Origin of the sequence: Devosia limi DSM 17137 (assembly GCF_900128975.1) — a bacterium.
Taxonomy (GTDB): Bacteria; Pseudomonadota; Alphaproteobacteria; order Rhizobiales; family Devosiaceae; genus Devosia; species Devosia limi.
The window spans coordinates 404,701-415,605 of the sequence record NZ_FQVC01000003.1; the positions used below are offsets into that span (position 1 = coordinate 404,701).

Here is a 10,905-nt window from a genome sequence, read left to right on the forward strand (position 1 = left end):
GGTCAGTCAGCTCCGGTCAGGTCATGGCCGATCAGGCGGTGACGGATGGTTTCGCATGTGATGTCGATGACCGAGGTGGTGGCGATCAGCAGCAGCATGATGGCCGAGATATCGGTGTATTCGAATTGCCGGATGGCGACATAGAGCTCCTGCCCGATGCCCCCGGCCCCGACAATGCCCAGCGCCGAGGCACCGCGCACATTGATTTCCAGCCGCAGCAGCAGGTAGCTGGCATAATTGGGCAGCGCCTGTGGCACGACGCCCAGCCGCATCACCATCGGCCAATTGCCACCGGCGGCGCGCACCCCTTCCAGCGGCCGCTCGTCGACATTCTCGTTAACCTCGGCAAACAGCTTGCCCAGCGATCCCGCGGTGTGAATGGCGATGGCCAGCACCCCGGCAAACGGCCCCAGCCCAAAGGCAAAGACGAAGATCAGCGCGAACACCAGTTCGGGCACCGTACGCAGGAATTCCAGCGTCCGCCGCGCCATGAAATAGATTGCCGAATTGGTGACGAGATTGCGCGATGCCGCAAAGCATAGCGCCAGCGCCAGCACCCCGCCCAGCACCGTGCCGATGAACCCCATCAGGATGGTTTCAAACAGCAGGCGCAGCCAATAGCGCAGCCCCCAGAACCAGTCGGCCAGGTCCGCGCCCAGCGTCGCCCGCGACAGCTTGGGCAGGGTGCCGGCAATGTAGTTCCAGGCCTTGGGCAGGCCCTGGACCAGCCCCGGAATGCTGAAATCGCTGACCGCAACCGAGGCCAGCAATGCCAGCACAAACAGCGCGCCATAACCCAGCGTCCACAGCCGGCGGACATTCTGCTCGCGGCGATAGCGGCCCTCGAAGCTGGCGATACGCTCGCCCTGCCGGTTTGCGGCAAGCGGGCTGCCTGCCGGACTGACTGCGGACATAAGCACTTCCTCCAAACAAAAGACCGGCACGCGGGGCGTGCCGGTCAGTGCTGCTGCGGTCAGTTGCCGGCGTTGCGGCGGCGGTCGGCGGCGTTGTGCTCGGTGATGGCGACCACATCGAGATAGTCCTCGTGCTTGGCCTCGACATAGCCGCTGGATTCGCCGCGCTGATAGGCGTTGAAGCCTTCTGCATCCTTGGTCGGGAAAGCCAGCAGCGCAGCCTTGAACTCATCCTGCAGCGCCTGCGGCAGGCTGGTCAGGATCATCACCGGGGTGTTCGGGATCACCGGGGATTTCCAGATGATGCGGGTCGAACCGGCCGGGATCAGGCCCTTCTTTTCCATGGTCTGGATATTGCCGGCGGTCTCGTTGCGCCAATGGGTGGCGACGGCTTCGAACGTGCCATTGGTCAGCGCCATGACGCTCTGCTCATGGCCACCCGAAAACGCCACATCGCCGAAATACTCGTCGGCATTGGTGCCCAGCACCGTCGAGAGATAGTAGGACGGCACCGCATAGCCGGAGGTCGAGTTGGGATCGGCGAAGGCGAAGGACTTGCCCTTGAGGTCTTCCAGCGTCTGGTAATCGCTGTCGGCGCGCACCGCGATCACCGAGTAATAGCCGCGATTGCCGGCACCATCGAGCGTGATGGCGACCGGCGCCACCGCCTCGCCAATCACCTTACGGGCCAGGGCATAGGCCGCCGGGCCAACCGAAGCGATCTGCACATGGCCCGAACGCATGGCCTCGATCACCGCGGCATAGTCGGTGCCGCGCACGATCTTGACCGGCACGCCCAGTTCGCGGCTCAGATAATCGGCATAGGGCTGGTTGCGCGCGATGGCATCGGTTTCGTTCTCCGACGAGGAGATGCCGATGGTCAGCTCGGGGAACTGGGCGCGCCAGTCCTGGGCCCAGGCAGGGGCGATGAAGGCAGCCGTGATCAGTACGGCCGCAAGGCTGCGGCGCACGAAAGAGTGCATGATAAAGCTCCGGGTGTTGGGTAGGGTTGGCGGCGCCTAGTGCGCCGCTTCCAGATGTCGTTCGGCGGCGGTGCGCACCGGCAATTGTGCACCCATGGTCGAGGTCAGTGTCTCGTCCACGGCATCTTCGCTCTCATCGCCATAGATCTGCTGGATCACGGCGCTGGTCAGCTGCGTGGGGGAACCGTCAAATACCACCGACCCATGCGCCATGCCGACAATGCGGTCGCAATAGGCGCGCGCTGCGTCGAGCGTGTGCAGGTTGCAGATGACGGTGATCTTGTCCTGCTTGTTGATGGCGTGCAGCGCATCCATAACCAGCCGGGCATTGCGCGGGTCGAGCGAGGCAATCGGCTCGTCGGCGAGGATCAGGCTGGGCTTCTGCATCAGCGCCCGCGCAATGGCGACGCGCTGTTGTTGCCCACCCGAGAGCGTATCGGCCCGCTGCAATCCCTGAGGCAGCAGATCCAGCCGGTCCAGCGCCATGACGGCACTGGCGCGGTCGGACGCCGGAAAGCGCTTGAACATCACCGGCAGCGTCGCCGCCGTGCCGATGCGTCCGATCAACACATTGGTCAGCACATCCAGCCGGTTCACCAGATTGAACTGCTGGAAGATCATGGCGCAACGGGCGCGCCAGGCTCGCAATTGCTTACCCTCCAGCGCCGCCACATCGATATCGCCATAGGTGATCCTGCCTTCGCCGATACTGGTCAGGCGATTGATCAGGCGCAGCAGCGTCGACTTGCCGGCGCCTGACCGCCCGATGATCCCGACCATCTGGCCCGGCGCAAAACTGAGCGAGACGTTATTGACCGCGACCGTGTCACCAAATCGCTTCGTGACTTTGTTCAGTTCCAGCATATCCCACCTGTGGTTTGCTATGATCTGAGACTAGCCGCTCTCAATGACAGCATTAACTCATTCGAATGACATGCTCGTGACGCGGCCGTTCATCGATACTGTGCCATCCGAATAGACCGGCACGCCCTTGCTGTGGGTTGCCCGGACATGGCCCACCCCGGCATCGTCGGCGATCAGCAGATCGGCGCGCAGACCCACCCGGATTTCGCCGCGATCTTCCAGACCCAGCGCCCGCGCCGGATTGAGCGTCGATAGCCGCGCTGCACCGGGCAGGCCCAGCGGGTCGGTCTGGGCAAGCACCAGAATGGCCGGCAACATGGCCGAGGGATGATAATCAGCCGCGAGCAGATCGAGCAGCCCGGCGGCATGCGCCTCGCGCGCCGAAAGATTACCGGAATAGGACTGGCCGCGCAGCGCATTGGGGGCGCCCATCGCATTGACCATGCCCCGGGCCCGGGCCTCCTGTGCCGCTTCCAGCGTCACCGGGAATTCGCTGATATTGGCCCCGAGATTCTGCATGAGCGCCACCTTCGCGACGGTGTCGTCGTCATGGCTGGCAACGGCAACGCCATGCATGGCGCAATATTGCGCAATGGCCCGCAGCGTCGCGGTCAAATCGCCCGCCGATTCCTGCCGCTCGGTGATCCGGCGCTGCAGTGCTTCGGCGGCCTGCTCCAGCGAAATGCCCTTGGACTTGGCCATATTGGCCGCTTGCAGGTCGAGGTCGCGATATTGCCCCTGCCCCGGCGTATGGTCGCAGAGCGACACCAGATCCACCGCGCCCTCGGCAATCAGTTCCTTCACCACCGACAGGGCGGCAGGAAAGGTCACCTCGAACCGCGCATGCACGCGATGATCAATCAGCAGGATATCGCGATGCGCCCGCAGGGCGCGGATCATGGCGCTGGTAAAGTCATAGGAGCGCATATGCCCATAGGTCGAGCCGGGGCTGAACGACACGGCCGCATAGGCGGTGGTCACACCGGCCGTGGCAAGACCGCGATCGAGATCGCGCAGGCCCAGTTCCATCGGCATGCGCACGCCGGGACGCGGCTCGATCTCGCGCTCGATCATGTCGCCATGCATGTCGATCAGCCCGGCCATCAGGATCAGGCCATTGCCCCGGACATCAGCCGCACCAATTGGGGTTTCGCTGATCTCGGCGATCAGCCCGTCTTCGATGCGCAGCGCCCCATTGGGGATGACGCGGTCGGCCAGTACGATACGGAAATCAGAGAGCCACATGGTCTTCCCTCTCGGTTTGTTCGGAAACGACACGTGTCGCCAGATTGATCTCTCGGTCAATCAATTCTGCCACGTCGCCGGGGTGATGGAAGACGCCGATAATGGCGACGCCCTGACTTTTGAGATCGCGCAAGCGCCGCACCAGCGCCGCGCGGGCACCAACGTCGAGCGATGCCGTTGGTTCGTCCAGCAGCAACAGCCGCTGCGGCAGGATCAGGGCCCGCGCCAGATTGACCTTTTGCTGCTCGCCGCCCGAAAACGTGCTGGGATAAGCCCGCCACAGCTCCGGCCGCACGCCGAACTGGTCCAGCCAGTGCCGCGCCTGCTCCAGCGCTTCGGCCTGCCCATAACCCGCCAGCAGCAGCGGCTCGGCCACGATATCCTGCGCCGCCACCCGTGGCCGGGCATTGAGGAACTGGGTGACAAAGCCGATCTCGCGGCGCCGCAGTAGCGCAATATCGACGTCGGCGGCATTGGCGAGGTCGATATCGCCCAGCCCCGACTGATACCAGACATGGCCTGCCACCGGCCGATAGCTGCGCCAGATGGTACGCAGCAATGTCGATTTGCCCGCGCCATTATGGCCGCGCAGCAGCAGGAATTCGCCCTTGAACAGATCAAAGCTGACGCCCTCGAAGGCATGCAGCATAGCGTCCAGGTGATACATGCGGAAGGTCTTGCTCAGCCCTTCGACCCGCAATAGCGGCATTGGTGCGGTCATGGCGCCCTCTACAATTTGGCGTGGACGAGTTGCTGGGTATAGGCGTGCTGGGGGTCCTGGAACACCTGATCGGCCAGGCCCTCCTCCACCACTTCGCCATGGCGCATGACCATCACCCGGTCGGCCATGGTGCGGATGACGCCGAGGTCATGGCTGACCAGCACCATGGTGATCCTGCGGTCCCGCTGCAGGCGCTTGAGCGTATCCAGCACCAGCGCCTGTACGCTCACATCCAGCCCCGTGGTCGGCTCGTCCAGCAGCAGCAGCGCCGGTTCCAGCGCAATCGCCTTGGCCAACTGCACACGCTGCTGCATGCCGCCCGATAGCTCGATGGGCCGGGCATCCATGCGCGTCAGCGGAAATTCGGATGCCTCCAGCGCCTCGCGCGCCTTGCCCCGCAACACCTCGAAACTGCGCTCCCCGGCGACCAGCAGCCGCTCGGCAACATTGCCGCTGGAACTATGGCGCATCAGCAGGCCCAGATGCGGGTTCTGATAGACGATGCCGATATGGCGGGCGCAGAGCATCCGCCGCTCATAGCGGGCGAGGTCGAACAGATTGCCATCGTCGCGCCTGGGCAGGCGCAGGCGATAGTCCCCGCTATCGGGCGTATCCTCGAGATTCATCATCCGCAGCAGCGTCGACTTGCCCGAGCCGCTTTCCCCGACAATGCCCATGACCTCGCCGGGATAGACCGTGACATCGACATTGCGCAAAGCGGTGACATCGCCATAGCGGCGCGAAATGCCCGCCATGGTCAGGATGGGTTCGGCCCGCATCAGTTGCGGCGCGGCGCGCTCCAGCGCCGGCAGGCCCAGATCCATGCTCATGCCGAAAACTCTCCATTGCGATACCAGGTCGGCCCGATGGCGGCCTCCCCGCCCTCTGCCTGCTGGATAGCCTTGATCCCCAGATTGCTGTCCGACACTTCAAAGGCCGAACCACCGCCATCGATCGGCAATTCATTCATGAAATAGCCCGAGACACCGGAGCGGCGGCAGACAAGATCGGCATGATCCTCGACGCGATAGGGGCGATCCGAAAACACCAGCGGCTCCACTCGGGTAAAGGGCGGCACGGCAAACAGGCGCTTCTCGCGACCGGCCGACAGGAAGGTCAGGTGCCGCGCCATATTGAGCTTGGGCACGTCCCAGCGCGGGATCGGCGATGGCGTCATGACATGGCGGCCATTGACCATGCTGGGATAGGCCGCGCCCTGCATGATCCGTCCCTTGCGCACGATCTGCTCGTAAAGCGTCAGCCATAGCTTGCCGTAATCGGCATCGGCATGCATCTGCCGGGCAATCGAGATATTGGGCTCGACCCCGCGCAAAGGCTCGGGATTAGGCACCTGCAGCACGAGGATCTGCCTGTCGCCCAGCGTTTCTTCCGGCACCCGGTGCCGCGACTGCACAATCGACGCATCAAGCGTATCCCAGGTCTCGGCCGCGCCGGAAACCCGGCTGATAAAGCGCCGGATCGAGGCGGCATTGACGCCATCATCGGCGCCCTGATCTATGACCTTGATCGTCGAGGCCGGATTGACCAGCGTCAGCGTGACCTGCAGGCCACCCGTGCCCCAGCCGCGCGCCATCGGCACTTCGCGGCTGGCATAGGGCATCTGGCAGCCGGGCACCGCGATGGCCTTGAGCATCTTGCGGCGCAGCTCGCGCTTGGCCGAGGCATCGAGAAAGCCATAGCTGGTTGCGGCCCAGGGCTTGGTGAGAGTGGAAAGGCTCATTCCGCGGGCTCCGTCTGAAGTTCTTCTGCCGGTGCAGTTGCCACCGGCTCCTTGGCCTTGGCGTCGCGCATCGCATCGAGCACAGACTGGAAGGTGACATAGTGGGGCAGCTTGAAGTGGATGCAGAAGCCCGAGGCCTCCACGCTCTCGGTGTGGTAGAGATAGAACTCTTCATGCATGGCCGAGCCGACCGGCGCTTCGTCGGAGTTGAGATCCAGCGTCGCCGCCGCGATGACCTTGACCTCGTTCCAGCCAAAGGTCGCGGCATAGCCCAGTTCGAGATAGCCGCCCTTTTCCTTGGAGGTCACCTCGGCCTGGCTGACCCGCACCCGGCCGGCTGAAAACTGCGTGCCGCGCGGATGGGTGACGACCACCTCGGCTTCGGCCAACCGCAATTCATTGACCGTCGGATGCGCATTGCCATAGCCGCGCATTGCCGCATAACCCAGCGCCAGCACGCCGCCGGTTTCCGCCCGCGCCAGGCTTTGCAGCCGATGCGCCCGCGACGCCGGAAACAGCAGCGGTTCACGCGTCAGGTCGGGAATATCCTGCGGCGCCACCTTGGCTTCATCGACCGGCGCCACCAGCCCCTGCGCCCGCTGCCAATCGGCCAGCGAGGGCTGCCGCTGCGGTGCCGCCCGCTCGGCGGCGTCCACTGGCGGCGGCACAAATGGCGTGCCTTCCAGCACATCGGTCGCCAGCACCCGGTGCGAGTAATCCAGCGTTGGCCCGAGGATCTGCCCGCCCGGAATATCCTTGAACGCCGCCGAGATGCGGCGCTGGGTCAGCAGCTCACCCTGCCGCACCGGCCGGGCCACGGCGATGCGCGGCTGCGTCGTGCGCCAGGCCCGCAGCACCAGCACCGCCTCGGACAATTCCCCGCCCGTCTGCGCCAGCGCCAGCGCCGCCAGTTCCTCACTATAGAGCGAGGCTTCGCCCATCACCCGGTCCACCAGATAGGGCATGGACTGGCGGATCGCCTCGACCCGGCCCGCATCGATTGTGCCGAGATCGGCGCGGAACAGCCGCTCTGCCTGATCGATCGCCTTCTCGCCGCCACGCGTTGCTACATAGGCCATCAGAGCACCTCCACCAGGCTCGACCGCGGAATGCCGATCACCGCCTGCCCGTCCACCAGCAACAGATCGAACCCTTCGGGATAACAGCATAACTGCGCCCGCAGCGCCCAGAACGCCGGCGGTACGCCCAGCGTCACCTCGCGCACCCCGTCAATGCCCGCCCCCCGCAACCGCAGGCGATGGCCGACGCCATGCGGCGCCAGCGCCACCACTGTCGCCCCATCATCGGGATAAAGCGCACTGCCGCAGGGGATGGCGATCAGGAGCGCTTCGGGCGCATCGAGACTGTCGAGAAACACATGATCGGCATCGGCTGGATTGCCGGTGACCCGCGCCCCGGTATCGGCTGCATAGGCGCGCAATCCCGCGTCATCAGCAAAGATCGTGCATTCGATATCGACCAGTGTTTCGATCACGGCGGCCAGCCCGGTTTCCGGCAATGCCTGCGGCGCGCCCGGCCGGGCCATTGCCCACATCAGCGCCTCGAACGTGGCATTGCAGCGGGCTTCCGCGGCGTCGGGGGCGGCAATGGTCAGCATCAGAACGTCTCCATTTCGACGCGCGTGGCCTCAACCTGGCGCATGCGCTGCTCATCCTGGGCCGCCAGAAACGCCCCCTCGCTCAACAGGAATGCCGCAATGGCGTCGTCATGGCCTGCCCCGGCCAGCCGCAGGTCGATCACGGCCATCGCCATGGCCCGCTCGAGGTCACGCCCGGTCACCATGCCATAGCCGATTGTTCCAGCCGCATCGGCGATCTCGGCCTCGCTGACCAACACCTCGCCCAGGTGGAAATCCACATTCTCGACCGTATCGCGCATCGGCACCATGACGAGCCCCGTGCGGTTGGTGACGACAGTGATCGCGTCCATCCCATCCAGCACCGTCTCGGCCAGCGCCTTCAGCCGCTCCGGCCGCGCCCGCGCCAGAATGTTCAGTTCCGCCGCGTGTTCGCCGCCACCGCCCGCATTGTCGTTAAACATCATGGCTCCTTTCATCCGCCCGCACGGACGGTTGGTCATTTTCAAAGGTGAATTGCACGCGATCACCGGCCCAGACCGCCTCGGAAAAGCCGATCGGATTGCCCGCGGGATCGACGTCGGTTTTCTGGACGATCATCACCGACTGCCCCGACCGCAACATCAGCAGGCCCGCCTCATGTTCGGTGGCAAGGCGGGTAAAGATGGTGGTGCGCAGCCGCCGGTAATCAGCGATGCCATAGGCGCGATAGACCTCGGTCACCGAGACATTGGCGCGGCGCCGCTCCAGCATTTCGGGAAAGCGCAGGGCGTCGTGATAGGCCCAGCCGACACTGATCGGCAGCTCATTGGCAAAGCCGCGGCGGGAAATGGCAAAGACCGGCGCCCCGACCGGCAGGCGCAGCGCCGCCGCAATGCGGGCGCTGGCCGATATCTGCAGTTCCGACAGCGCCTGGCCCGAGGCGGTCAGCCCCTGCGCCATCAGGTTCTCGCGGAAACGGGTGCGCGAGCCGATCACATAATTGAGCAGCGGCGCCCGTTCGACAAAGGTGCCGCGCCCCTGCTCGACCCGCAGCTTGCCCTCCGCCACCAGCGCTGCCAGCGCCCGCCGCAGCGAGTGGCGGCGGGTGTTGTAGAGCACGCAGAGATCGGGCTCGGACGGCAGCCGCGCATCGGGCGCCAGATGCTCGGCGGTAATTTCCTGGCTGATCTGGTCGCGGACGTCTTCCCACGATTTGCCCTGTCTGCGCATCTTCACCCACTCATTCGAATGAGTGGGTTCTAGCCGCGCTGGATGACATGGCAGTGACGGCAACTCGGAAACGGCAGCTTCACGCCACCGCCAGATTGTGGGGGTGGAAGCGCTCTTTCATTGCCAGGCGGGCGCCCGGCCCGCAGAGATCGAGCGCGCCAAAAAAATACCGCCCGTCAGCAACAGCCGGCGGGCGGGATAATAGGCTCGTCGCACACAGGCGAACGATCAATCGTCGTTGGCGGGACCAGCGACCATGCCCAGAGCCGACATATACAGCTCCAGAATAGCTTCGTGCTCCTGCCGCTCGCTGGCATCCTGCTTGCGGATGCGCACGATCTCGCGGATCACCTTGGTGTCAAAGCCGTTGCCCTTGGCTTCGGCATAGATTTCCTTGATGTCGGCAGCGATAGCGGCCTTTTCTTCTTCCATGCGCTCGATGCGCTCGATGAACGCCCGCAGCTGGTCCTGGGCTACACTCTCGTCGGCCATGCCAAAAGTCCTCTTCGTTTTGAGCCATGGTTCAACCCCAGCATGGCGCGCGGTTCAAGCGCTTTCGTGTCCAATCCACACCGACGTTCCCCCCATACCCGCAATTCGGCCAAAACCGGCCATTAGCCATTGACGCGAACGCTCCATTACGCTCAAACAGGCACGATTTTCCATGAATTCCGGCACGCATTTTCCCATGATCCGTCTCGGCTTGACCCTTGTCGGCACGCTGTTGTCGAGCATGCTGTTGTTCGCGGCCCCCGCGAAAGCAGACCTGCGCGTCTGCAACGAAACCGCCAATATGGTCTCCGTCGCCCTCGGCTATCGCGCCGATCGCGGCTGGATGAGCGAGGGCTGGTGGCAGGCCCCTCCCGGCGATTGCCGCGTGCTCTATCAGGGCACGCTGGAGCGCCGGTTCTATTACATCTATGCAGTCGATGATGTGGGGGGTGGCGCCTGGGACGGATCGGTCTTCATGTGCACCCGCGATGAGACCTTCACCATATTCGGGGTTGAGGATTGCCTCGCCCGGGGCTATGAGCGCACCGGGTTCTTTGAAATCGATACCCAAAGCCGCACCGACTGGACCTTGCAGCTGACTGAGAATGCCGGCACCCCCCGTGTCGTCGGTCCCGAGGGCGCAGAAGACATGGAAGATCCTGCCTTTCTTGTCGACCCCGACGATGTAACTATCGACGCGCCGCTGACCCCGACCGACACGCCAACGACCGAAAGTACCGATACGCAATGAGACGCATGAGACGCGTGAAGATCCTCGCCACCCTCGGGCCTGCGAGCCAGGACGAGAAGATGATCGAAGAACTGGCGCGCGCTGGCGCGGATGTGTTCCGGATCAATATGAGCCATGCCAGCCATGATGTGCTGCGCCAGACGGTCGAGCGCATTCGCAATGTCGAAAAGACGCTGAACCATCCACTCGGCATCCTGGTCGATCTGCAGGGCCCCAAGCTGCGCGTCTGGAAGTTCGCCGAAGGCTCGATCCAGCTGGTCGCCGGCCAGACGTTTACCCTCGACAGCAATGATGCGCCCGGCACCATCGAGCGCGTCTACCTGCCCCATCCCGAAATCATCGAAAGCGTCTCGGTCGGTGACCGCCTGCTGCTCGACGACGGCAA

14 protein-coding genes are annotated in these 10,905 nt (G+C 64.3%); 2 read left to right on the top strand and 12 right to left on the bottom strand.

The features are described 5' to 3' along the window. Positions 1 to 2 precede the first annotated feature (2 nt). The 12 genes from phnE to BUA69_RS07515 form a co-directional block, all read right to left on the bottom strand. Positions 3 to 914 (bottom strand): phosphonate ABC transporter, permease protein PhnE, encoded by a 912-nt coding sequence (phnE, locus tag BUA69_RS07460; protein ID WP_143154452.1) that lies wholly within the window; start codon positions 912 to 914, stop codon positions 3 to 5. 59 nt (positions 915 to 973) lie between these two features. Further along, a complete protein-coding gene (gene phnD / locus BUA69_RS07465; RefSeq protein WP_046135465.1) occupies positions 974 to 1,897 on the bottom strand; it encodes a phosphonate ABC transporter substrate-binding protein in 924 nt (307 codons plus the stop codon). Between the two features lie 36 nt (positions 1,898 to 1,933). After that, a complete protein-coding gene (gene phnC / locus BUA69_RS07470) occupies positions 1,934 to 2,761 on the bottom strand; it encodes a phosphonate ABC transporter ATP-binding protein (RefSeq protein ID WP_046135466.1) in 828 nt (275 codons plus the stop codon). 57 nt (positions 2,762 to 2,818) lie between these two features. After that, positions 2,819 to 4,006: an alpha-D-ribose 1-methylphosphonate 5-triphosphate diphosphatase gene (locus tag BUA69_RS07475; protein ID WP_046135467.1), complete on the bottom strand. Its 1,188-nt coding sequence runs from the start codon at positions 4,004 to 4,006 to the stop codon at positions 2,819 to 2,821. Further along, entirely contained in the window at positions 3,993 to 4,727 is a 735-nt protein-coding gene (locus tag BUA69_RS07480) for a phosphonate C-P lyase system protein PhnL (protein WP_046135468.1), read from the bottom strand. The genes BUA69_RS07475 and BUA69_RS07480 overlap by 14 nt, the downstream gene beginning before the upstream one ends. A gap of 8 nt (positions 4,728 to 4,735) precedes the next feature. Next, complete coding sequence (locus tag BUA69_RS07485; RefSeq protein WP_046135469.1) at positions 4,736 to 5,557, bottom strand: ATP-binding cassette domain-containing protein; 822 nt, start codon at positions 5,555 to 5,557, stop codon at positions 4,736 to 4,738. After that, positions 5,554 to 6,468: an alpha-D-ribose 1-methylphosphonate 5-phosphate C-P-lyase PhnJ gene (locus tag BUA69_RS07490; protein WP_046135470.1), complete on the bottom strand. Its 915-nt coding sequence runs from the start codon at positions 6,466 to 6,468 to the stop codon at positions 5,554 to 5,556. The genes BUA69_RS07485 and BUA69_RS07490 overlap by 4 nt, the downstream gene beginning before the upstream one ends. Next, entirely contained in the window at positions 6,465 to 7,547 is a 1,083-nt protein-coding gene (locus tag BUA69_RS07495) for a carbon-phosphorus lyase complex subunit PhnI (RefSeq protein WP_046135471.1), read from the bottom strand. The genes BUA69_RS07490 and BUA69_RS07495 overlap by 4 nt, the downstream gene beginning before the upstream one ends. Then, positions 7,547 to 8,086: a phosphonate C-P lyase system protein PhnH gene (phnH, locus tag BUA69_RS07500; RefSeq protein ID WP_046135472.1), complete on the bottom strand. Its 540-nt coding sequence runs from the start codon at positions 8,084 to 8,086 to the stop codon at positions 7,547 to 7,549. Before phnH ends, BUA69_RS07495 begins: the two co-directional genes overlap by 1 nt. Then, positions 8,086 to 8,529 (bottom strand): phosphonate C-P lyase system protein PhnG, encoded by a 444-nt coding sequence (gene phnG / locus BUA69_RS07505; protein ID WP_046135482.1) that lies wholly within the window; start codon positions 8,527 to 8,529, stop codon positions 8,086 to 8,088. The genes phnH and phnG overlap by 1 nt, the downstream gene beginning before the upstream one ends. Beyond that, positions 8,522 to 9,277: a phosphonate metabolism transcriptional regulator PhnF gene (phnF, locus tag BUA69_RS07510; protein ID WP_046135473.1), complete on the bottom strand. Its 756-nt coding sequence runs from the start codon at positions 9,275 to 9,277 to the stop codon at positions 8,522 to 8,524. Before phnF ends, phnG begins: the two co-directional genes overlap by 8 nt. Before the next feature lie 228 nt (positions 9,278 to 9,505). Beyond that, a complete protein-coding gene (locus BUA69_RS07515; RefSeq protein ID WP_046135474.1) occupies positions 9,506 to 9,769 on the bottom strand; it encodes a DUF2312 domain-containing protein in 264 nt (87 codons plus the stop codon). Between the two features lie 172 nt (positions 9,770 to 9,941). On the opposite strand from BUA69_RS07515, the gene BUA69_RS07520 reads away from it, so the two are divergent. Further along, the gene (locus tag BUA69_RS07520) at positions 9,942 to 10,520 is read left to right on the top strand and encodes a DUF1036 domain-containing protein (RefSeq protein WP_072866498.1); all 579 of its coding nucleotides are present in this window, start codon (positions 9,942 to 9,944) and stop codon (positions 10,518 to 10,520) included. After that, on the top strand, positions 10,517 to 10,905 hold a 389-nt coding region (locus tag BUA69_RS07525; protein WP_244547459.1), incomplete at its 3' end, for a pyruvate kinase. The genes BUA69_RS07520 and BUA69_RS07525, both read left to right, overlap by 4 nt.

Excerpts from the sequence above, each read along its gene's own strand:
- BUA69_RS07495 (WP_046135471.1), bottom strand. The coding sequence starts at position 7,547 with ATGGCCTATGTAGCAACGCGTGGCGGCGAGAAGGCGATCGATCAGGCA.
- phnE (WP_143154452.1), bottom strand. The coding sequence starts at position 914 with ATGTCCGCAGTCAGTCCGGCAGGCAGCCCGCTTGCCGCAAACCGGCAG.
- BUA69_RS07485 (WP_046135469.1), bottom strand. The coding sequence starts at position 5,557 with ATGAGCATGGATCTGGGCCTGCCGGCGCTGGAGCGCGCCGCGCCGCAA.
- BUA69_RS07520 (WP_072866498.1), top strand. The coding sequence starts at position 9,942 with ATGAATTCCGGCACGCATTTTCCCATGATCCGTCTCGGCTTGACCCTT.
- BUA69_RS07490 (WP_046135470.1), bottom strand. The coding sequence starts at position 6,468 with ATGAGCCTTTCCACTCTCACCAAGCCCTGGGCCGCAACCAGCTATGGC.
- BUA69_RS07475 (WP_046135467.1), bottom strand. The coding sequence starts at position 4,006 with ATGTGGCTCTCTGATTTCCGTATCGTACTGGCCGACCGCGTCATCCCC.
- phnD (WP_046135465.1), bottom strand. The coding sequence starts at position 1,897 with ATGCACTCTTTCGTGCGCCGCAGCCTTGCGGCCGTACTGATCACGGCT.
- BUA69_RS07515 (WP_046135474.1), bottom strand. The coding sequence starts at position 9,769 with ATGGCCGACGAGAGTGTAGCCCAGGACCAGCTGCGGGCGTTCATCGAG.
- phnH (WP_046135472.1), bottom strand. The coding sequence starts at position 8,086 with ATGCTGACCATTGCCGCCCCCGACGCCGCGGAAGCCCGCTGCAATGCC.
- phnF (WP_046135473.1), bottom strand. The coding sequence starts at position 9,277 with ATGCGCAGACAGGGCAAATCGTGGGAAGACGTCCGCGACCAGATCAGC.
- phnC (WP_046135466.1), bottom strand. The coding sequence starts at position 2,761 with ATGCTGGAACTGAACAAAGTCACGAAGCGATTTGGTGACACGGTCGCG.
- BUA69_RS07480 (WP_046135468.1), bottom strand. The coding sequence starts at position 4,727 with ATGACCGCACCAATGCCGCTATTGCGGGTCGAAGGGCTGAGCAAGACC.
- phnG (WP_046135482.1), bottom strand. The coding sequence starts at position 8,529 with ATGTTTAACGACAATGCGGGCGGTGGCGGCGAACACGCGGCGGAACTG.